The sequence below is a fragment of the Emticicia fontis genome, from assembly GCF_054779675.1.
The window spans coordinates 184,822-207,150 of record NZ_BAAGXU010000064.1 but is presented as its reverse complement, the minus strand read 5'-3'; the positions used below and the strand labels follow the sequence as shown (position 1 = coordinate 207,150).

Here is a 22,329-nt window from a genome sequence, read left to right as displayed (position 1 = left end):
AATAAAAATGCTCAAAAGCAAAAGTTTCTTATTCTTATTGTGTATTTGTTTACTGTTTTATGCCTGTGTTGAACCTTTTGATTTAGGAAAGCAGCAAGATAGAAAAATACTGACAGTTGATGCCACGATTACCGATTTGGCCGATGAGCAAACAGTTAAAATAATAGAATCTTATAGTAGTACTAATGTAGTCTATGAGTTACCTATTACGAAAGCTAAAGTAGAAATTATCGTTAACGATAACGAAAGAGTTCCGCTGACTGAAAGAGGCGGAGGAGTATATGTTCTACCCATTTCTTTTCATACAAGGGTAGGTGAAAAATATAAATTAGCTTTTCAGAAAGAAGATGGCACCAAATACGAATCAGAAGAAGAACGCCAGAGTGTAGTTTCTGATATTACGAAGGTATATGATGAATTCAGAGTTGATGGAATTGAAACGAGTTTAGGAAACAAACCAGCGCATTATATCTATCTGGATACCAATGATCCTGCCAGCGAAAAGAACAGTTATATGTGGTCATGGAAACTGTGGGAAAGACAAAACGTCTGTATAACTTGTGTTGGAGGTAGATATTTTCTCACCCCTGCGCCTGCACGATGTAAAATGGAAGATGGCTTCTCAGAAGTTACCTACGACTATGCGTGTAATCAGGAGTGCTGGCAGATTTTTTATAATAATGACCTGAATGTCTTTAGTGATGTTTTTTCAAACGGACAACCGATTATAGGCAGGCTTATAGGAAAAATCCCTTATTACTCGGGCATTGGCGCTTTGCTTGAAATTAAGCAGCAATCTATTTCTGCGTCAGCTTACCAATATATGAAGCTATTAGCCAATCAGGTACAAAATAATGGTAGCCTGGTAGATACTCCTCCCGCGGCTATTATCGGTAATGTAAAAAATGTGACTAACCCTGACGAAGCCGTAGCAGGTTTCTTTATGGTAACAAGTGTGCGTTCTGTAAAATACTGGCTAAATAAGCAAAATGCGCTGGGTCTGGCAGCACCGATAGGTGTTATTGATCATCCTGTTAATTATGAACCTTCAAACGGAGACCCTCGGCGCCCCCCACAAGCTCCCTGTGACGAAGGTAAATATCGCACACATTTTAAACCGGATGGTTGGGTAAATTAAAAGTGTATTACCAATCAACCGCTGAAATCTTGTATCAAAGAATATGTCTTAACCCAGATTAAACTGAAGGTTAAGCAATTTAAATAAGAGAGTTAAGATTCATTTCATAACATTTACTACCATCATTTGACCTAATTCTTACAAATGAAGAAACTTTACATTATAAGTTCATTTCTATTATTCAGCATAGCTGCGCAGGCTCAGGTATATTATCGGTTTAGCGGCTATGTACGAGATACACTTGATGGCAAGCCTCTGGTCAAAGCCTCAATCAATATTGATTTTGGCAAGTTTGGCGCTGTGACCGATGAAAATGGTTTTTTTGACATAAACATACCTTCTGGCGAGCATGCCGTAACTATCAGATTCGTAGGCTATCGCCCCGTACGTGATGGTTTCAGAATCTTGTCAGACATAACCCGCAAATATGCTTTAGGGCGTCTGGAGAATGAATTGGAAGAGGTAATCGTATCCAGCAAAGGTGTCGAAGCCAATGTGCAACGCCCTTTATTAGGAGTAAATCAGCTGAATATCAAAACCCTTCGCAAACTTCCTGCGGCTATTGGTGAGGTAGATATCCTCAGAGGATTACAGATGCTTCCAGGCGTAACCAGCGTAGGCGAGGCATCAAACGGAGTCAATATCAGAGGTGGTACTACTGACCAGAACTTATTACTATTAGACGATATTCCGATTTTCAACCCTACCCATATGTTTGGTTTGTTTACTGCGTTCCCGTCAGAAGCGGCATCAGGGGTTGAGGTTTATAAAGGTAATACACCTGCCCGTTTTGGTGGTAGAGCCGCTGCGGTAATGGATGTAACTTTAACACAACCATCGTTAGATAAATTCAAAATGAATGGAGGTATCAGTCTGGTTTCTAACCGCCTGACCTTAGATATACCAATAGTCAAAGATAAATTAGGCGTGATGGTTTCGGGTAGAGCATCTTATAACGATTTCTTATTGCCGATTGCTTCAAAAAAACTGGACGATATTAAAGCTAACTTTGCTGACCTTGTAGGAAAAGTTTTCTGGCGTTTAAACAGCAAAAATACGATTACTGCTTCGGGATATTATAGCAAAGACTTCTTCCAGACTGAATTATTAGGTGGAATCGGGAATATCAATGCTACTTCTACGCAATATGATTACCGCAGTAGAAGTTTCTCGGCACGTTGGTTTTATGCCATATCGCCCAAATTAAACTTACAGACAACGGTTGTTTCAGCTTATTATGTACCAAAAACTTTATTGCCTGAATTGAATTCTGATAACAAGGTTGTTTTACTGTCAGACATAGGGTATAAACAAGCCAAAACCAACCTCAATTATTCTTTAAACAAACATAATATAGAGGCAGGTATCAGTGCCACCAAATATAAAATTGCTCCGGGAGAATTACAACCGGGTACCAGTCGTAGCGTATTAGCATTGAAAACGCCTGAAGAACATTCATTAGAAACAGGTATTTATGCCGAAGACGAAATCACGCTTTCACCTAAAACTACGTTTTCGGTAGGTGTCAGATACTCTCGTTTTTTTGCTTTAGGGCCGGCTGACGTACAAGTTTATGAACCAGGCCAACCAAAAGACGCCTTATCTATCCGTGATACCTTATCTTATGCTAAAGGAAAAATCATTCAGGCCTATGGTGGTTTTGAACCAAGAGTCGGATTGAAATACTCGTTGAGCGAAAAAACCTCTATCAAATTAGGATACAACATCATGCGTCAGTATATGCAGGTAGTAACCAATACCACTACCCCGTTACCAACTTCCAGATGGAAAACATCAGACAGCAATGTTCGTCCGCAAATAAGCTCATTAATGGCCGCAGGTGTATTTCACAATTTACCGGGGAATATTTATGAACTTTCGGTAGAAGGATATTACCGCATGACCAATAATATTATTGATTATAAACCGGGAGCAGATTTCTTATTGGATTCACACCCTGAAATGCAGTTATTACAAGGTAAAAACCGCTCATATGGTTTAGAGGTGATGTTCTCAAAGAAAAAAGGTGAAATGACCGGCTGGGTAAACTATACGTATTCCCGCTCTATGAATCAGGTATCAGAAGGTACTACTTTTGGCGAACAAATAAATTTCGGAAAATGGTATCCGGCCAACTATGACCGTCCTCACTCGTTTAACGCCTCTGTCATTATCAATCAGGGCAAGCACCACGATTTCTCGTTTAACTTTTCATATAGTACAGGTCGTCCGTTTACAATGCCTGAAGGATTTATTATTTACCAAGGCAGCAGTTACCCTTATTATGGCGTGCGTAACAATGCCCGTCTCCCAGATTATCACCGCCTTGATTTTGCCTGGAATATCTATCAGCCAAGCATGAAAGATAAACGTTTTAAAGGCAACTGGACATTTACTGTCTTCAATCTATACGGTAAGAAAAACGCGTACTCGGTATTCATTCGCACCCAGGGGACAGCCGTTTCAGCCTATAAACTGGTGGTTTTTGGGGCGCCGATTGTTTCATTATCTTATAATTTCAAATTCCTATAGAATAATCAACACTTTAATATTTCAAGAAAGTCCTCCTGACAAGAGGACTTTTTTTTATGATTACGCAACCCTCTCACAATTAATTGCATCTACTTGAAAACTAACAATTTTAATCATCTCCGAATTATGAAAAAGCTCCCATTAGTATTACTCGCGCTCGTACTATTCTGCTCAAACATGGCTTTTGCTCAAACCCTAGAATCAAATACGCAATGGCTTAGCAGCCATCTTGACAAATTAGTAAAAGAAGAAAAAGGCAAAAACCTGAATGTGAATGGGAAAGAGAGTGAACCCACTTTCAGATTCAAGGGCTGCCAGATGAATATGAACATTGATTCAAGAGACTCAGATGTTGATTTTGGCATGTCTATTTCCTGGTTGTTGAAAGATGTACAAAGAATTTCGTATGCCAGAAAAGACAGCAATTACGAATTGAAAATGATAGTACCAGCCGATAGAATGAAAGTAAAGCTAGGCTTTGGCAATGACAATGCCTTGAGCGGCTCATTTAATCTGAAAGATAATGATGGTGATAGCAAAACCAATTTCACGCTCCATACAGACGACGAAAGCATGGTAAAAGCAATAGTAAATAAATTTGAAGATACAGTAAGAATGTGTAAAAACAGCAGATAATCGGAGGGGCAAATGCCCCTCTTCTTTTTAAAATTCGAGATAAGGTTCTAGCTTCTGAATAGTAGCCTCGTCTAATAGCTTTATCTGTTTCAAATCATCTATCGATTTAAAACTGCCATGTTGTTCACGATAAGCAATAATGGCTCGTGCCTGTGCAAATTTCAGATAAGGATGTCTTAAATCGGCAATCGAGAGTTGATTGACTTTCAATTTTTTAATACCACCATTTACATAACCATACTTCAATAGCTCGTCTGCTGTTTCTGTTGGTAATCCATAAGTTTCCCGTACCTGTTCTGCATTGGCAAATCCGCCCAATATATCTCTGAATTTCACAATTCGCTTTGCATAGCCTGAACCTATGCCTCTTATCAACTTCAGTTGCGTAGTATCAGCCGTATTTAAATCAAACTTAGCAAGCGTTTCTACTTTTTTGGGAGCAACTGTCACAGGCTTTTCAGCGACAACAGGTTGAGCAATGATTTCGGCTTGTGGGGTATTGGTAGATTCTTCATCAGCTGATGGCAAAGTGATGTAAGGTTCTAATCGCTCATAAGTCTCTGGATAAAGCCCGTAAATTTTAGCAAAGTCTTCCTTTTTTCTAAACTTTCCGCCTTTGCTTCTGTATTTTTCAATGCGTTCCGCTATAAACTTGGGTAATCCTAATTCTTCTAATTGAGCAACAGTGGCTGTATTTGGGTCAAAATTAAAATGCTTATAGGTTTTAGTCTTAGTGTCGGTATAATCAGATTTAAACTGACGATTCTTGCTATACTCTTTGGTTTGATTATCTACAGCAACGGTCAGACTATCGAGCATTTTTGGGGAAGAAATAACCAGATTCTGTGGTTTCTGGCTAAAAAAATAGTCTGCCCCCCACATCAAAAGCAGCACGCCTATAATAATTCCAAATGCCATTACAACTCCCTTCGCTTCGTGGGAAGTCATACTCAGAGAAGCCCGGATAAACTTAAGCAATCGGTTCATAAAATAGTAGTCACATACAAATTACTCAAAAATAACAAGATAGCTCATGTATTTGCGAGGTTTTCGCTAATTTTGTGAGATTTTCAACAACAGGATATAAATCTATATAAAATAATATAAATGAGCAAACCAGCATTAACAAATTCACTGCAAGATATTATTTCCCATGCCAAAGAATATGGCTTTGTGTTTCCATCTTCTGAAATCTACGACGGGCTTCAGGCAGTTTATGACTACGGACAAAATGGTGTAGAGCTTAAAAATAATCTGAAAGCAGCATGGTGGAAGGCCATGACTCAATTGCACGACAATATTGTTGGGATTGATGCCGCTATTTTTATGCACCCTTTGACCTGGAAAGCATCAGGACACGTAGATGGTTTCAACGACCCGATGATTGATAATAAAGACAGCAAAAAACGTTATCGTGCTGACCAGTTACTTGAAGGAAAAGCAGAAGAATATGTGGCAGCCGGACAACCCGAAAAAGCACAGGCTTTATTAGCTGAAATGGGCAGATTATTAAGTGCCGAAGATTTGGCAGGTGTTCGTGATTTGATTATTGCCGAAAATATTATTTGCCCTATCTCAAAAACTGCCAACTGGACAGAAGTACGCCAGTTTAACCTGATGTTTTCTACACAGGTAGGTTCGGTAGCAGAAGACTCAAGTTTAATCTATCTACGTCCTGAGACCGCACAAGGGATTTTTGTAAACTTCCTGAATGTGCAAAAAACCGGACGTATGAAAATACCTTTTGGTATTGCCCAGATAGGTAAGGCTTTCAGAAACGAGATTGTGGCTCGCCAGTTTACTTTCCGTATGCGTGAGTTTGAGCAAATGGAGATGCAGTTTTTCGTTCGCCCCGGAACAGAAATGGAATGGTATAAACTATGGAAAGAAACCCGTTTGAAATTCCATCAGGCAGTAGGTTTACCAATCGAAAAACTGAAATTCCATGACCATGAGAAATTAGCTCACTACGCCAATGCGGCTGTAGATATTGAATTTGAATTCCCTTTTGGTTTCCGCGAAATGGAAGGTATCCACTCTAGAACTGATTTTGATTTACGTAATCATCAGGAATTATCGAAGAAAAAACAACAATACTTTGATGCTGAACTGGATGAAAATGGTAAGCCTTATGGTAATTATATTCCTTATGTAGTTGAAACATCAGTAGGTGCTGACCGCCTTTTCTTAGCTACTTTCTGCAATGCCTTTACAAGAGAAACAGTTGGCGAAGGAGAAAACGAAAAAGAGCGTACTTATCTGAAACTACACCCTGCTTTAGCGCCTATCAAAGCAGCCGTATTGCCATTAGTTAAACGAGATGGTTTAGCAGAAAAAGGTGAAGCCATTGCAAACTCATTAAAATCTTCTTTCAGAACGGTTTATGATGATGGTGGTGCGATTGGAAAACGCTATACCCGTCAGGACTTAATAGGTACTCCTTTCTGTATAGCAGTTGATTACCAGACGATGGAAGATGATACTGTAACTATCCGTCACCGCGATAGCATGGAACAGGAAAGAGTAAGTATCAGTGAATTGAAAGAAAAAATCGGGTATCAGGTTTCTATGGAACGTATCCTTGAAAATATATAGGATTTTATCCTTCTAATAATTAAAACCGGCATGAGGTAAGTATTTATTTCCTGCCGGTTTTGTTTTTTAATAATAGCTGTTATCAAGTCTTCTAAACTGCTTTTCTCGCAATATCAATCCAGTAGATAAAATTTTTCACAGATTTCTTGTTATTATTTAATTTCTTCATCTTTTTATACTATTTTTATCAAGATTTGAATAATCGATATACCTGTTAATATAAACACTATTATGGAGCTCTCTCCTGATAAAACCCTATTGGAGTATTTTTACTATCGGGAAAAAAATCAACCCGATAAAATATATCTCCGGCAACCATTTGGGGATACTTATAAAGATTTTTCGTGGAGAGAGGTGGGCCAGCAAGCCCGCAAAATAGCTACTTATCTGAAATCCCTGAATCTCCCTCCAAAAAGCAATATAGGATTAGTTTCAAAAAACTGTGCAGAATGGCTTATTGCCGACTTCGGGATTCTTATGTCAGGGCATATTTCTGTGCCTTTTTATGCTACGTTAACGGCTGAGCAAATCAATCAGGTAATGGTGCATAGTGGTTGTCAGGTGATTTTTGTTGGCAAACTGGATGATGTAAAAAGTATTGATAAAGGTATTCCGGCTGGAGTTACACGTATTTCATTTCCTACTTATAATCCTCAATCTACTCATGTACAATGGGAAGAGATAATGAACAATCATGCACCACAAGAGGAAGATTATCTGCCTGAAATGGACGATTTGTTCAGTATTATTTATACCTCTGGCACGACAGGAAATCCTAAAGGAGTAATGCTGACTTTTAAGGCGGTGGCATCAGGAGTTTATAGTACCCGTGAACATACGAAATTAAATTATCCTGACGCCCGATTCTTTTCTTATCTTCCCTTATCACATATCGCAGAAAGAAATGTGATAGAAGCCGGAGCAACTATCTGTGGCGCAACGGTGTATTTTGCTGAAACACTGGAGAGTTTTGCAAAAAATCTGGCAACAGCACGTCCTACTCACTTTCTGGCTGTTCCTCGTATCTGGACAAAGTTTCAGCTGGGTATTCTGTCAAAACTACCACAAAACCGATTAGATTTACTTTTAAAAATTCCGTTTCTAAATAGTTTTATCAAAACCAAAATCCGTAAAGGTCTGGGATTGAACGATACAGTGATTATTCTGACAGCCGCTGCGCCTATGCCTGTCCCATTATTAGAATGGTTCAGAAATCTGGGAATTGTGATACAGGAAGCTTATGGCATGACTGAGAATTTAGGAGCCGTGAGCATAATGCCCCGTGAGAAAATGAAAGACGGCACAGTCGGGAAAGTGTACCCCGGCATGGAAATAAAACTCATGCCCGGCACTAATGAAATATGTACCCGCGCTGAATGGAATATGATAGGTTATTATAAAGAACCACAAATGACCGCTGAAACGATTGATTCGGATGGTTGGATACATACTGGTGACGTAGGTGAGCTTGATGACGAAGGTTATCTGAAAATAACGGGTCGTGTAAAAGAAATGTATAAAACCTCCAAAGGCGAATACGTAGCTCCTGCGCAAATTGAAGTAGGTTTCTCTAATAATAGTTTTATTGAACAGATATGTGTGGCTGGAAATAATTTACCTCAGCCTATTGCGTTAGTGGTATTATCTGATTTTGCTAAAACTGCTGCTAAACAAAAAGTAAACGAAAGTCTGGAAGAAACCCTGAAAGGTATAAATCCAACCTTGAAACCTTATGAAAAGGTACAAAGGATAGTTATTATGAAAGAACCCTGGACGGTTGATAATAATAAGCTGACCCCTACCATGAAAATCAAAAGGGGAAATATTGAAAAAGAATTTGCGGCTCAGCTAGAGCCCTGGTATAATAAAAAAGAAACAGTAGTCTGGGAATAGACTACCTACACAGCTTCTCAATAAACTAAACAAAACAAAAGGGGATAGTTTTTGCAAACTAACCCCTTTATACAAATGCGATAATTTTTAGAAGAATAAAAAGCTATTTCTTACTTTAAACTCTACAGTTCCTAAATAATCGTTATTTGAGTAAACTGCTGCTTTATAAGTACCCGGTTCCAATTTCTCTTTTACATCAAACATAAAAGTCGTATTCTGTGGATTTTTCGAAAAATCTACTGTTTGAGTGGCATGCACAGCAACAGGCATTAACTTTTCTCCTTTCATCACACTCACTTCTCTTTCAGCACCTTTAATAGGGACATTTTTATCGTCCAGAATAGTCAGATACAATGTTTGCATACTTTCGGTGCTTGTCTTTACCATTTCTGGCACTACAAAAGAAACTTTAAGTGTATGAGCTTTTTTCGCCTTCGCTGTTACCTTTGAGTTCGGTTTGAGTGCCTCTACTCTAAAGTTGTCTGCTGGTGAATCGTATATAATGTCATCTACTTTCTTGTTTAAAGAGGCAATGTGGTTATTCAGTTCATCACTTTGCAGCCTCAATTCGTCATATTTCGCTTTCCACTCTGTATTTTCTGATACCAGCGTAGCATTATTAGCCTGTAAATCAGTCAGGTTTCTTTCCATCAAGGCTTTTACGTCATTCAAAGCAATAATCTGATTGTTCAGAATCGTCAACTGCTCATCTTTCGATTTACCTTGTTTCTTCAAATTGGCGGTTTCCCGGTTCAATCTTGATACCATTTTCTCTTTTTCAGCCAATAAACCGTTAATATATTCAGTTTTGTTTACCAATTCTGCGTTGTCATCGCGCTCGTCATTCAAATCTTTCGTTAGTCCATTGATTTCATCCTCCAGATTTGTCTTCACTGTCATCAATGAATCTGATTGTATAGTAAATCTATCACGTTCATCTGATATTTCACTTGAGCGATAAGCCTGATATACTCCGAAAGCAGTGGCCACTGCCAATGCTCCTACCAATACCCCGGTAAAAGCTCTTTTTCGTGAATCTGTTAACTCTGCCATAGTCTTATATGTTTGTGTGTGTAAAGCTATTCCAAGCAATTTTTCATAAAGAGAGAAAATAACCATACCATATACTATTTCCTTAATTTTTACTTATATTTGCCCAATAAGCTGGGGAAAATATTCCTCAAACTCTTTGTTTTTGGGTCTTAAGTTCTTTTTATAGGTCAGAATTTATAAAGATTAATCTCATAATCAGCAAGAGATTTTTTAACTTTGACTGACTAAATCTCGTTACTTTTCGTTTTTAAGGCTATAAATCAACATTACATTGCTACATAAACCGATTGTCATCTATGCGTAAACCGTTCAGATACGTAACGCTGTCGTTTATCTCCTGTATTATCCTTTTGCTGATACTTACGATTATCTCGTACCTGAAAGTGCATCAGACATTGGCTTATATGCAGGATATTGAGCGTAATTATCAGGTAATGATGAAAGGAGAAGAGTTAATCTCAAAGATGAAGGATATGGAAGCAGGGCAACGGGGTTATCTTCTTACACAAAGAAATGTGTTTCTGAATCCTTATTATGATGCCTATCGGGTAGTTGGGAAAATCATTAATGACCTTGAAGACTTAGTTGAACACAATGAGAAGCAGATGTCAAGGCTTACTCATCTGAAAAAACTGATTGCCGATAAAATTAAAATTACTGATGCCAACGTAAAATTAGCCAGAGCCAAACAACCTTTCAGTCCGGAAAACCTCAGAGAGGATAAAGACAAAATGGACGAAATCAGGAATACGATGAACTTGTTTCTCTTAACCGAAAAACAGATTCTGACTAATAAATATAATTTAAAAATAAGCAACGATAAGGATTTACCTGCTTATATCATTGCGCTTTCTACTTTTTCAGTTCTGCTTTTATTTGCCTCATTCGGCTTTCTTTTCTATGAGCTTCGCAAGCGTATCAAGTTTCAGAAAGCGCTTGAAAATAACGTGGATAAACTACAACGCTCTAATTCAGAACTAGAGCAGTTTGCCTATGTAGCTTCGCATGATTTGAAAGAACCCTTGCGAAAAATCCGGGCATTCAGTAGTATGCTCATGAAAAAACATTACCAATCACTTAATCAGGATGGGCAGGAATCGCTTGATAAAATAGAGAAATCAGCCCAGCGAATGCAATTATTGATTGATGATTTATTGACTTTCTCTCGCACGGTTAATCATAGAGGCCAGGATTTTGAGGTAGTTGATCTGAATGCCATTTTAGAAGAAGTAGAAAGTGACATTTCAATCTCTATCGATGAAAAGAAGGCTAGAATTATTACAGAAGAACTACCCCTTATTTTAGGATTTTCGTTTCAATTAAAACAACTCTTTTATAATCTGCTAAGTAACTCCCTCAAGTTTACTAAAAAAGGCATAGCGCCTATGATTGAAATTACTTCGGAAGAAATGTCAGGAAAAGATATTTTCTTCATTGAGGGTATCAGAGAAGAAAGTACTTTTTACCATCTCTGTTTTCAGGATAACGGAATAGGATTTGAGCGCGATTATGCCGAGAAGATTTTTGTAATTTTTCAACGCCTGCATGGCCGGCAAGATTACGAAGGAACAGGGATTGGATTAGCTATCTGCAAGCGTGTCATGGGCAATCACAATGGTTTTATCTTTGCCGAAGGTGAGTTGGACAAAGGTGCCAAATTTCATCTTTTCTTTCCTAAGGTACCAAACTTGGTAAATGCAAATCAGATACAGAAATTACTTTCGGTGTAATACATAGTATTTTATTAATTAGAATCCTTGTAAATCACAAAAGGCCGCTAAAAGCGGCCCAATGTGTATGTAAAACAATTCTACTTCAAATTTAAATGTGTTTGATACAACACACTTCTTTTCATGGCTATTTTATATAAATAAGAATAAATAGGCTTTGCTTAAAAACTTAACACCAGACTTGCAGAGATTGATAAACTGACATCAGTACTTGATTTTACAGGAATACTCAATAAATCAATACTGTTTTTACTAGTCAGATTCAACAAAGCTATCAACCCGAACAAACCTCCGGTTGGCTTATTATAAGAGGCACAATGCACTTCATAGTCACCTTGCTCCAGAAATGCCGCCTTGAAATTCCCGTTGGCATCTACTCTGGCACTCGTAATAGCATTTTTGAACTGAATCTTGCTATCTCCTTGCCCTTGGGTTTCAGTAGCCTGATTGAAAGTACCTTTCTTGTATACATATACTACTACGTTGCCCATGGTTGTGGCATTATAATTATCTATTTTACCAGCTATATTACCCGCTGAGATTCGTTCTACCATGCGGATGGATGATTGTAGTTCACTATAATTTACAAATGAATAAGTGGTCTGGCTACCTGAAGTTTCACTCTTAATAGCTTTCCGCAAATCAAAGTCAAGAACAATATCTGTGGCAGTGCCTTCTTTTACGATAAACTCCTTAGTAGTTAAATCTATTGAGTTTTGAGTACTACCTGTTAACATTAATTTCTGCTTGGTATTGTCTGCCTTCTGTATATAGCAGCCCGGTACTGTACCCGACTGGTCTTTTTCATAATCTAATACCAGACTTATTTTATTAAAAGTTCCGGTATTAAAACTACCTTCACCAAGGCTCAATGCATTACCATTTTGTAATTCTAACAGGTTTACGGTTTTAGGGCCTTTAAAACCTTCAAATGTTTTTCCGTCGACTTTTATTTCGGTTACTGTAACAAAAGCCGCTTTTACATCAGGAGAATCAATTGGTGAATCGGTAATACTAATTTTTAATGTTCCGCTGGTTGAATTAGGATCTGGATCATTGGTAGAATCATCGCAAGACATCTGAAAAAAACCTAATGAACCAATAAGCACTGTACTAAAAAACATTCTTGAAACTTTCATAATAATCAGGAATTAGTGAAAAAATAAACTGAAAGGTACAAGTCTGTTTCATACGTATATACACCACTTTTATAAAGTTCTGACAAGATTAGCTAATAATATAGCTAAAACTATATACCAATATATATACTACCATTTGTTAAAGAGAAATGTAGATTTTCCTCCCCATGATTCAACAAAATTTCTACAAAAGTGACATTTCGGTAGGCTAATAATCAGTGGAATAAGGAATGGAACAGGATTTTAACGTTTATATACGAAAACAAGACTTTCTTAAATCCATAATTCTTAATTGGTTAACCGTTTTTATGATGCGTAAGATATTTTTATTATCAGTTGTTTTGAGTTTTTTAGGTGTAAGAGCTTCTGCCCAACATGCCTATAAAGTAGGTGTAGGTGTCAGACTGAACTATGGGTATGGTTTGAGTATAAAATATAATATGACTCAGAAAAAATCGGTAGAAGGTATTGTATATACGCGCTGGAAAGGTATCAATATCACTGGCTTATATCAGATTCACGCACCAGCTTTTAAAACTGCCGGATGGCGTTGGTATTATGGCGTTGGTGGACATATAGGTTTCTGGAGAGATGGGCCAAGATATGGAAACCCATGGTTTGATAATCCAAATGCGTATACAGTAATTGGTGGAGACGGAATACTAGGCTTAGAATATACATTTAAGGAAATTCCACTTAACCTGAGTCTTGACTGGAAACCCGCCATAAATCTGATTGGCTACCAAGGGCTTTGGCTTGACGATGTAGCCGTAACGGCACGCTTTGCTATCAAATAAAGATTTTCGGGCTTTCACAACCACGATCAGGCACTTGCCCAGCCCATGAATAAACCACCAAGTATAATTAAATATACAGGCACTAAACGTGTTTGTAACAAAACAAACGTCAGGACAATAGTCATGACCGATACTAAATCCACATACATAGGTTGAAACAGAGAGAATGCCGCCGCGGCCGTAAGGCCAGTACTGGCGGCATTTATGCCTTCCAGAGAAGCTCTGATACCTCGATATTTTTTTAGCTGATCCCAGAAACGTATCACAAAGAATATCAGAAAAGTACCAGGCAGAAAAATGCCCATCGTAGCTACAAAACTTCCTAGTAGTTCGCCACTAATACCCCAATCACGCATAGAAAGTGTACCTACAAACGAAGAAATAGAAAAAACAGGTCCTGGAGCTACTTCAACGATAGCCAACCCTGACAGAAACTCATCAGCCGATAAATAATGCTTGAATTTTACAAATTCATTATAAAGTAAAGGTTTAAGAATATGCCCTCCTCCAAAGGTCAGGCTTCCATTTCGATAAAAGTTTTCGAATAAGCGTATAGGTAGAGAGTGGGTTACAGCCCCCAACCCTGCTGAGAAAAGTAATACGCTCAACCATAAAAAGAAATTTCCCCATTCGATTCTGATAGGTTCTTTCTGCATTTTTTCCTGTTCGCCAAATTTCAATGCGGTGGCAAGTCCTCCTAAAAGAATCCAGATCGGTGTAATATAGGGAGAAGGGAAAAAGTATCCGGCAATAGCGGCAATAATCATCAATAAAACACTTACTTGTGTTTTGATAACCTTCATACCTATAGAAAAAGCGGCAAACATAATAAAGGCAACTCCCATAGGTTTAATAAATCTGGTAAGGCTTGCCAACTGACTCTTTTCTATATAGGTAATGCCTAAGGCAGCCAGCGTCATCAGAATTGCACCGGGTAATATCCAGATAAGAAGTGTGAGATAGGCCAGACTAGCTCCGCCCAAGCGAAAACCCAGTGCAGTAATGGTCTGTGTAGAAGTAGGCCCAGGTAGAATCTGACAAAGTGCTTGCAGTTCTAATAATTCAGCCTCGGTAAGATAATTTCTTTTTTTTACAAACCTTTCCAGAAACATGGTTAAATGCACTTGCGGCCCACCGAAGCAGGTTAGTGCAAGAATCATGACATCTTTCAAAAAAATGATATATCGAATCTGGCGGGTTTTTCGCATCAAATCTACACGATAGTTTTTGTGTGAGTAAAGAAACTCAATATAGCACAGAAAAACCAGATTTTCTGTGCTACACGCAATTTATTGATTACGAACAGCTATTTTTTCAAGCCCAACTCTCGCAATCTCTCATCAAGAAACTCACCTGCAGTCATATTCTCATAGCGACGAGGGTTGTTTACATCAATGCAACTATCCAGACAAGTTAAATCCGTTTCCGGACGGGCGTGCATAAAGAATGGAATAGAGAAGCGAGAATTTTTCATTTTCTCACGTGGCGGGTTCACTACCTGGTGGATAGTAGATTTCAGTTTGTGGTTCGTCAGGCGGTCGAGCATATCACCTACATTGATGATAATCTGGTCGGGCAATGCTGTTACAGGAATCCACTTGCCATCTAAACGTAGTACTTCCAGACCTTCGGCTGATGCCCCCATCAATAAGGTAATCAGATTAATATCTCCATGGGCAGCGGCGCGAACTGAACCTTCCGGTAAAGCATCAGGATTCTCGATTGGAAAGTAATGCAGGGCTCTTAAAATGCTATCTCCGCCTTTTACTTTATTCTCAAAATAATCTTCAGGAAGCTCTAAATAAAGAGCAATGGCTCTTAGAAGTGTTTTTCCGGTATTTTCAAAGGTTTTGTAAACTTCGACAGTATATTTTTCAAATTCGGGTACTTCTGTCGGAAAAACATTTTTGTACATTCCTTCTTCCGGTTCCGGCTGCCCCACATGATAGAACTCCTTTAAGTCAGGTCGGTTATGTCCTTTGGCTGTTTCTTTTCCTTTTCCTACATATCCTCTTTGCCCTGCCATTTCAGGGAACTCATATTTTTTCTTTAAATCGTCGGCCTGATAGAAGAATTTCTGTACGGCTTCGTAAAGCTTTCCTCTTAGTTCTTCCGAAAGTCCGTGGTTTTTGATGGCTACAAAACCAATATTGTTAAAGGCTTTACCAATATCTTGTACAAATTTAGCTTTACGCTCAGGATCGCCCGAGGTAAAATCTGCTAAATCCAATGACGGTATTTCGTCAAGCAATGCTTGTTCCATGAGATGAAGTTTTTTTGGCAAAATTAAGGATTTTTCAGCGTCTAAATTAAAAAATTTGATGAGCTTTATCATAAAAAACAGATAAAAGGATAGAATTATTGAAAGAGGCCGGCAAATAGTCTTTTCTTATCAGGGCATTTTTTGATGAAAATCCTCTACCTTTGTATCATGAAAAATACGATTATTGCCCCTTCAGTTCTGGCGGCCGATTTTGCCAATTTACAAAGAGACTCCGAAATGCTGAATCATTCGGCAGCAGACTGGTTTCATATTGATATTATGGATGGTGTATTTGTGCCGAATATTTCGTTTGGTATGCCCGTATTACAAGCCATTCAATGCCATGCTACCAAGCCTTTAGATGTACATTTAATGATTGTTCAGCCTGAAAGATATGTTGAGACGTTCAAAAAACTAGGTGCTGAAATCATAACCATCCATTATGAGGCTTGCCCGCATTTACACAGAAATCTGCAACAAATCAAAGATTTAGGGTGCAAAGCAGGAGTAGCCCTTAACCCACATACACCAGTGAATGTATTGGAAGATATTTTGCACGATATTGATTTAGTGTTAATCATGTCTGTAAATCCGGGCTTTGGTGGACAGAAGTTTATCGAACATACGTACGAAAAAGTAAGAAAAGTTCGCAAAATGGCAGATGAACGAGGATTAAACACTATGATTGAGATAGACGGAGGGGTAACTACCAGCAATGCAAGGGCATTGGTAGAAGCAGGTGCCGATGCTTTGGTAGCGGGTAGTTTTGTATTTAACTCGGAGAATCCGACACAAACCATTCTGGACTTAAAAAATATTTGTGAGGCGGGTCTCTGATTCGCCTGAAACCTTATGCCAAGCCTTAGTAAATTATCTACTTATATTCTATTAGCAAGTATTCTGGTGCTTGCTTTTTTTTTACGTTTCCATAATATAGGTACGCATGGGCTTGCCGGAGATGAAAAGTATTCTCTGTTTGTAAGCCAGTTTGTGAGTTATGAGGGCAATAATCAACGGAATTCTGTCAGAAAGCCGGATAGTCCATATTTCACACCTCAGGAATTCTGGGCAGAGAAAAATATCTACGATTTTTTTGACTCTATCGCCCGTGTTGATACCGGAAATGGTGCTCTATATACTTATACACTCCATTACTGGGCAAAGATTTTCGGCCTTGAAGATGCTAATCTGAGAGTGCTATCTTTGCTATTTAATTTGTTGACTGTTGTTCTGATTTTTGTCTTTGTCAAAACGCATTTTCAATCTGAAAAACTAGCGCTTTTAGCAGCTTTCCTGTCGGCCATTTCTCCCTTCTATATCAATTATTCGCAGGTAGCACGCAATTATGCCATGCTATTTTTCTTTGCATTGCTAGCTACGCATTTATTCTTGCTGATTATTCAAAGAGAGAAAAACAAGCAAAAAACTATCATCTATTACCTTTACTACGGATTGTCAGTATTGGCTTGTGAGTTATGCCATATCTCAGCTTTTCCTCTTTTCCTGATTCATGGTTTATACGTTTTATTGTATGTCAGACAATTGAGGGTATGGATTGGCTTAAGTCTGGCTATGTTGATTCCGGCAGCGGGAATTATCGCCTGGTTAAAATCAGAAGGAGGACAATGGTTATTTGATTATGTGCAAAATAGCGTAAAAGTTTATAATTATCTGGCAAAAACTTCGCCTGACGAATATCTGTCACTTGCTACCTTGCCTAATATATTCAAGCAATTACGCCATGTGGTTTCGTCAGATTTCATTAGTAGCGAAGGGCTTTATTTACACTTATCAGGCATAAAAAATACACTCATCTCTATTATTAGCCCTATGATTGGATTTGCGTGTTTTAAGTGGGTTTCATCAGATAGGTTAAAAGTGCTGGCTGCAAGTGTCTTAATAGCTGTATCTCTCTTACTTTATTCTACAGCAAAACTGCAATTTTTAGTACTTTCACTCAATATCATTCTGATTGGTATTTTACTCAATTATATCCGTAAGACCTTTAAAAAGCCTGATAATCCCCTATTGGTTTTCTTACTATTATTAGTATTCCTGCCATTTGTATTCTTAATCCTTTTTTCCTGGCAAGATGGGAACACGTTCAGGATTATCCCAAGATACATAGGTTATTCTTATGCCTTTGGTATCATTCTGATAGCCCTGTTAATCAGACAAATATGGCAGATGCAATCGAATATAAAACTTATTCTTTTGCCGCTTTTGGGAGTGCAATTGTATTTAATTGGCGAAATTATCCAGAGTATCTGGCAGGATAACCCACCTCGTTATTTTATGAGTTTTCCTGAGCCCAGACAAAAGAATCCTTATACCTTAGCTGCCAATAAAATTCAGAACCTTTATGCCAAAGGTGATACGGTAATTTACTGCTCCTTCAAAGACACTACTCCAGGTGGACAAGGCACGCCACAATATTCAGTGGTTGATGCACAGTTAACAAATTTCTATCTACCAAAAGATTCCCAGATTATTCAAAGGGTGAATCCGGCAGAGCCAAATAAGATTATACTCAAAAAAGCTGATGGTAGAGAGGTATTAATTTTTGATTTGCAAGGGACAAAATACAGATATTAATCAATAAAAAATCCCTTGAGTGTTCAAGGGATTTTTTATTGAGATTTCTATTATTTCGCTCCAGGCGGGCAATATTGTTTCAGATAATTGGTAAACAAGGTATTCAGGTGGGCTCTTGTTCCCTCTCCTTCATAAATACCATGCGAACGATTTGGATAAGGCATAAACTGAAACTGACGGTTATGTTTAATCAATTCATTCAATAATAATTCTGCATTCTGGTAATGCACATTATCATCACCCGTCCCATGAATATACAATAAGTTTCCTTTCAGATTTTTAGCATAAGTAATAGGCGAACCTTTCAGAAAATCTTCTTTATTCTCCTGCGGTAAGCCCATATAGCGCTCCTGATAAATATTATCGTATTCTAATTGATTTCCTACGGCTGCTACCGCAATCCCTGTTTTGTAGATTTCAGGGAATTGGAACATCAGGTTCAACGTACAAGAACCTCCCCCACTCCAACCATGCACTGCAACGCGCTCACTATCTACATACGGCCATTCCAGAATTTTCTTAGCAGCCATTGCCTGATCACGGGTATTAATCAAACCGACTTTGCGGTAGATAGATTTTCTCCAGGCTCTTCCTTTGGGTGCTGGTGTTCCCCTATTATCAAGAGATAGATAGATATAGCCATCCTCTGCCATATTCCCTTTATAAAGGCCGTTGCGCCCAACACCAAAGCGGTCTATTACTGTTTGTGCAGCCGGTTCGCTATATACTGTAAATACAATCGGGTATTTTTTAGATGGGTCAAAGTTTTTTGGCTTGGCCATCCAGCCATCCATTTCTACACCATCTTCAGTAGTAACTTTAAAAAACTCTACGTTTGAATTTTTCTTTTTAGCCGGGTCTATCTTTTTTGCAATATCATCTTTCTCATCCAAAGGCTGGTGGTTAGGCAAACTTACCCATTCCGCGGCCGGAGGCGTATAATAATTAGAAAAATTATGATAGGCATATTTGCCATTCGGAGAAATCTGGTAATCGTGTGTTCCTTCTTCAATAGCAGGTGATACTCTTTCTGCCTCACTTGAGCCATCTAATCTGGCTTTATATAAGTATTTTTGTGTAGCATTGGCAGGAGATGCTGTAAAATATACATAGCCTGTTGCTTCATCTATCTGTTCAGGTGCGATTACATCATAATTGCCTTTTGTAATTAATTTCTCGCTTTTTCCGTCTCTTGATACACGGAACAAGTGTCTCCAACCATCTTTTTCACTTACCCAGACAAACTCTTTACCTCCGCTCAACCATTCCCATCCTGCCGGATTATCATCTGTCCAGCGTGAACGGATATCTACCCATGCTTCGTCTGTTTCTTCATAAATCGTATTTACCGCACCGGTTTTAGCATTGGCATACATCAATTTACTATGATTCTGCTTGCGGTTCAGTTGTTGCAGAATCAATTCATTTGAATTTCCTGCCCATTCCATACGAGGAATATAATTCTGACGGCTATCGCCCGGCACTTTCATCCAGATAGTTTTGGCCGTTGCTACATCTACCACACCTACTTTACAAGCCGACGGAGATTCTCCCACTTTCGGATATTCAACAGGCACTACAAAGGAATAGGTAGAGTCCGTATTATTAATCATATAAAAGTCCCGAATGGTATTGGCATCTATCTGCCAGTAAGCAATCGTTTTGCTATCCGGACTCCAACGAAAACCGTCTCTGCAACCAAATTCTTCTTCATATACCCAATCAAAAGTTCCGTTGATGAGTTTCTTAGTATTATTGGTAGAAGTCAATACTTTCGGTTTGCCCGTTGCCAAATCTTCAACATAAACATTATTCTTGCTTACATAGGCTGCCTTTTTACCATCAGGCGAAATCTTGGCAAACATTAATGATGATTCAGGCAAAGAGGCACCCAGTTTCTTTAATGCTTTAGTAGCTAAATCTAATACCCAATAATCTCCTCTGGTTTCATAGCGCCATACACGTTGAGTATTCGTAAATATCAATAGTTTCTTCTGGTCATCGGTAAAGCTGAAATCTTTTACTGCCAAAGGAGTTGTACTTCCTTTAGGCGTTAATAAATCTTTACTTACCACTACATTGGCTTGTTGCGTTGCAAGATCGAACTTAATAATCTGTTGTTGTTCGGCTGAATAATACCCATTGCCATCTTTTGTCCATTTAGAAGAACGGCCGGGTTGAGCATTAGCACCTAAAGCCAGCAATAGGGCATAAAGGCATAAGAGTTTTCTGAACATAGTCTGATAAATGAAGATTGATTGGAGTATTTGTCACAAAATAAGAAAAAAGAGTCAGTTCTGACAATTTTGCCAGCGGAATTTGACTATTATAGTTATTATATCGACAAAAACTCAGTGACGTTAAAAATTTAGTTTAGAAAATTAAAGTGCAATTTATCGCTTAAACTTTTATCAGCATCTAACCCATTATGGGTGATATTAAAACAAGTCCATAAAATAAAAACAGCCTTGTCATTTTATTTCCGACTCGTAAGCAAAATACCCAAAAGCACCAATACTCCTCCAATAATAGTAGGAATAGTAAGTCTTTCGCCTAAAAAACTTACGGCAATCAATACTGCAAAAACAGGCGTAAGGTTACCAATAATAGCCGATTTGGTAACACCTATCAATCGAACGGCATCATAATACCAGATAAAACCTAAAGCTGTAGCGGCGGCTCCCATATAAATTACAGCTGCATAAGATTGCCAGGTAGCCGTAGCCATGCGCTCAAAAAGCCCATGCTGCCAGGCAGGGATGAATAGTAGCACGCAACCAATAAAAGCCGAAAAGGCACTTAAAGTAAGCGCAGGCATGGCTTTCAAAGCCAGTTTGGCCGTCAAGGTATAAGCAGTCCATGATAGCACGGCTCCCAGAATAAACCACTCCCCTATCCCCCATGTACTTTGTGCTAATAGATTACCGAAATCACCTCTCACAATTACCAGCATTGCCCCTGCAATTGAGATAAGAATCCCTAACCATTTGAGTAGCGTTACTTTTTCACCATAGAAAATGGCGCTTCCTACGGTAATGGTAATAGGAGAAAAAGCCACTATCAGCGAAGCCCTGACAGTTGGCATATATTGAATACCTATAAAAAAACTGATATTATACAAAACCACACCCAATATGCCAGATATAATTGCCCATTTCCATTGATTTGTACTGATTTTTGGGATTCTACTTTCTTGCTTATACAACATAAGCATCAATAAAGAAGCCCCAACAGTAAATCGCAGAAAGGCTGTTGAGTATGGCCCGAATGATTGTACAGCTATTTTTCCGGCTGCAAAATTTGAACCCCAAAAAAAGACCGTCGCAACCAGTTTCAGATAAGTAAGACGCATGAATATGTCGAATCAAAAATGTGTAGAATACAGAACTGTACATTATAAAATACACAAGCCCTCATTAATTGGTTCGGTTTGGTAAAATTTTCTACACTCCCGAGGCAGATGTGTATTTTATAGCACATTTCCAGCGTATATCAGGCCATTTTTGTTGAGACTAAAGAGGGAATAGTAATTGTATATGCATAGGTATTAAATATAATAGCTATGGAAACACCGAAAAAAGAATATTCAGACAAAAGTACTGATATGACCACATTAGTGAGCATATTGGAAAAATTAAGAAAAAAAGGAATTGATAAAGAATTCCATTGGACAGACAAAGGTTTCTGTATATCTGATTCTGAAGAGTATTATGAACCAGAAGACCTGAAAATCATCAAAACTTATCGTTTTGAAGGAGAATCAAGTCCTTCTGAGTCATCAATTTTGTATATCATTGAATCCAAAGACGGGCATACAGGCTATACCATAGATGCTTATGGCGCGTATAGTACCCACGAAAATGAAGCAGGTTACGATGATTTTGTCAAAGAAATTCCGGTAGTTGAAAAAGATGAAAGACTAATCTTCGAACCATGATTCAACATTACAATCATCAAG

Annotated in this window: 17 protein-coding genes; 10 read left to right on the top strand and 7 right to left on the bottom strand. The window is 38.3% G+C overall.

All coding sequences use genetic code 11. The annotated features are described in order from the left end of the window. Positions 1–7: 7 nt before the first annotated feature. From ACYVFA_RS24665 to ACYVFA_RS24655, 3 genes are all read left to right on the top strand, one after another. On the top strand, positions 8–1,138 hold the full coding sequence (locus tag ACYVFA_RS24665; RefSeq protein WP_460474526.1) for a DUF4249 domain-containing protein: 1,131 nt from the start codon (positions 8–10) through the stop codon (positions 1,136–1,138). Positions 1,139–1,282: 144 nt separating this feature from the next. Beyond that, positions 1,283–3,670 (top strand): TonB-dependent receptor, encoded by a 2,388-nt coding sequence (locus ACYVFA_RS24660; protein ID WP_460474525.1) that lies wholly within the window; start codon positions 1,283–1,285, stop codon positions 3,668–3,670. Positions 3,671–3,796: 126 nt separating this feature from the next. Continuing rightward, positions 3,797–4,306, top strand: a complete 510-nt coding sequence (locus ACYVFA_RS24655; RefSeq protein WP_460474524.1) for a hypothetical protein — start codon at positions 3,797–3,799, stop codon at positions 4,304–4,306. Positions 4,307–4,333: 27 nt separating this feature from the next. Here ACYVFA_RS24655 and ACYVFA_RS24650 read toward each other — a convergent pair whose 3' ends face one another. After that, on the bottom strand, positions 4,334–5,293 hold the full coding sequence (locus tag ACYVFA_RS24650; protein WP_460474523.1) for a ComEA family DNA-binding protein: 960 nt from the start codon (positions 5,291–5,293) through the stop codon (positions 4,334–4,336). Between the two features lie 120 nt (positions 5,294–5,413). Here ACYVFA_RS24650 and ACYVFA_RS24645 point away from each other — a divergent pair, with 120 nt between their 5' ends. Next, a complete protein-coding gene (locus ACYVFA_RS24645) occupies positions 5,414–6,901 on the top strand; it encodes a glycine--tRNA ligase (protein WP_460474522.1) in 1,488 nt (495 codons plus the stop codon). A 231-nt stretch (positions 6,902–7,132) separates the two neighbouring features. After that, a complete protein-coding gene (locus ACYVFA_RS24640; RefSeq protein WP_460474521.1) occupies positions 7,133–8,794 on the top strand; it encodes an acyl-CoA synthetase family protein in 1,662 nt (553 codons plus the stop codon). Between the two features lie 87 nt (positions 8,795–8,881). On the opposite strand, the gene ACYVFA_RS24635 is transcribed toward ACYVFA_RS24640, so the two are convergent. Then, the gene (locus tag ACYVFA_RS24635; protein ID WP_460474520.1) at positions 8,882–9,847 is read right to left on the bottom strand and encodes a hypothetical protein; all 966 of its coding nucleotides are present in this window, start codon (positions 9,845–9,847) and stop codon (positions 8,882–8,884) included. Positions 9,848–10,143: 296 nt separating this feature from the next. Between ACYVFA_RS24635 and ACYVFA_RS24630 the strand changes: the two genes are divergently transcribed. After that, positions 10,144–11,577: a sensor histidine kinase gene (locus ACYVFA_RS24630; protein ID WP_460474519.1), complete on the top strand. Its 1,434-nt coding sequence runs from the start codon at positions 10,144–10,146 to the stop codon at positions 11,575–11,577. A gap of 161 nt (positions 11,578–11,738) precedes the next feature. Here ACYVFA_RS24630 and ACYVFA_RS24625 read toward each other — a convergent pair whose 3' ends face one another. Then, entirely contained in the window at positions 11,739–12,716 is a 978-nt protein-coding gene (locus ACYVFA_RS24625) for a DUF4382 domain-containing protein (RefSeq protein WP_460474518.1), read from the bottom strand. Between the two features lie 308 nt (positions 12,717–13,024). On the opposite strand from ACYVFA_RS24625, the gene ACYVFA_RS24620 reads away from it, so the two are divergent. Beyond that, positions 13,025–13,513, top strand: coding sequence for a hypothetical protein (locus ACYVFA_RS24620; protein ID WP_460474517.1), 489 nt, complete (start codon positions 13,025–13,027; stop codon positions 13,511–13,513). A 26-nt stretch (positions 13,514–13,539) separates the two neighbouring features. Here the strand turns inward: ACYVFA_RS24620 and chrA are convergent, their stop codons facing one another. Next, complete coding sequence (chrA, locus tag ACYVFA_RS24615; RefSeq protein ID WP_460474516.1) at positions 13,540–14,721, bottom strand: chromate transporter; 1,182 nt, start codon at positions 14,719–14,721, stop codon at positions 13,540–13,542. A 98-nt stretch (positions 14,722–14,819) separates the two neighbouring features. Next, entirely contained in the window at positions 14,820–15,776 is a 957-nt protein-coding gene (locus tag ACYVFA_RS24610) for an isopenicillin N synthase family dioxygenase (protein ID WP_460474515.1), read from the bottom strand. Positions 15,777–15,944: 168 nt separating this feature from the next. On the opposite strand from ACYVFA_RS24610, the gene rpe reads away from it, so the two are divergent. Further along, positions 15,945–16,613 carry a ribulose-phosphate 3-epimerase gene (gene rpe, locus ACYVFA_RS24605; RefSeq protein ID WP_460474514.1) on the top strand — a complete coding sequence of 223 codons (669 nt, stop codon included), beginning with the start codon at positions 15,945–15,947 and terminating at the stop codon, positions 16,611–16,613. A 15-nt stretch (positions 16,614–16,628) separates the two neighbouring features. Beyond that, positions 16,629–18,371 carry a glycosyltransferase family 39 protein gene (locus tag ACYVFA_RS24600; protein WP_460474513.1) on the top strand — a complete coding sequence of 581 codons (1,743 nt, stop codon included), beginning with the start codon at positions 16,629–16,631 and terminating at the stop codon, positions 18,369–18,371. Between the two features lie 50 nt (positions 18,372–18,421). Here the strand turns inward: ACYVFA_RS24600 and ACYVFA_RS24595 are convergent, their stop codons facing one another. Both ACYVFA_RS24595 and ACYVFA_RS24590 read right to left on the bottom strand, forming a co-directional pair. Further along, positions 18,422–20,608: a S9 family peptidase gene (locus ACYVFA_RS24595; protein ID WP_460474512.1), complete on the bottom strand. Its 2,187-nt coding sequence runs from the start codon at positions 20,606–20,608 to the stop codon at positions 18,422–18,424. A 239-nt stretch (positions 20,609–20,847) separates the two neighbouring features. Continuing rightward, complete coding sequence (locus tag ACYVFA_RS24590; RefSeq protein ID WP_460474511.1) at positions 20,848–21,723, bottom strand: DMT family transporter; 876 nt, start codon at positions 21,721–21,723, stop codon at positions 20,848–20,850. A gap of 210 nt (positions 21,724–21,933) precedes the next feature. Here ACYVFA_RS24590 and ACYVFA_RS24585 point away from each other — a divergent pair, with 210 nt between their 5' ends. Continuing rightward, the gene (locus ACYVFA_RS24585; RefSeq protein WP_460474510.1) at positions 21,934–22,308 is read left to right on the top strand and encodes a hypothetical protein; all 375 of its coding nucleotides are present in this window, start codon (positions 21,934–21,936) and stop codon (positions 22,306–22,308) included. The last annotated feature ends 21 nt before the right edge of the window (positions 22,309–22,329 follow it).